Origin of the sequence: Mesorhizobium sp. M4B.F.Ca.ET.143.01.1.1, from assembly GCF_004792275.1 — a bacterium.
GTDB classification, from domain to species: Bacteria; Pseudomonadota; Alphaproteobacteria; order Rhizobiales; family Rhizobiaceae; genus Mesorhizobium; species Mesorhizobium abyssinicae.
Genome location: NZ_SRSR01000131.1, coordinates 1 through 387 on the forward strand (window position 1 = coordinate 1; position 387 = coordinate 387).

The 387-nt window shown below is 57.6% G+C and carries 1 protein-coding gene; it reads right to left on the reverse strand.

The features are described 5' to 3' along the window. A partial coding sequence (locus EN786_RS36285) for a capsular polysaccharide synthesis protein (protein WP_246688845.1) occupies nt 1–367 on the reverse strand: 367 nt, incomplete at its 3' end. Nucleotides 368–387: the final 20 nt, after the last annotated feature.

Consider the following 387-nt stretch of genomic DNA (forward strand, 5'->3'; position numbering starts at 1 on the left):
GGTGCAGCAACAGAGAAGCCTCAATGTGATGCGGAAACATGAAATACTCGAGAAGCCGATCGTATTTGACCCAGTAGTCGGCAAGGCCATGAATCACCGTCTCGACCAGCGGGTGTCCCTTGCGCGCATGGATGAACCAGGTCTCCACAAGCCGCGGCGTGCGGTTGGTTTCGCGCAGGATGTAAAAATCCTCGCTTTCGATCTGGCGAGGAACCGGTTGCCTGAGCAGAATGGTGGCGTCGAGCCAGGTGCCGCCGTGCTGCAACAGCAGGCCGAGCCGGATGAAATTGGAGAAGTGCTGGCTGTTCATCAGCTGACGCCGGCGCTTGTCCCAGATATGACCCGGCAGATCGACATAGTTTGTCACGGTGGTGTCATCGAGGACGA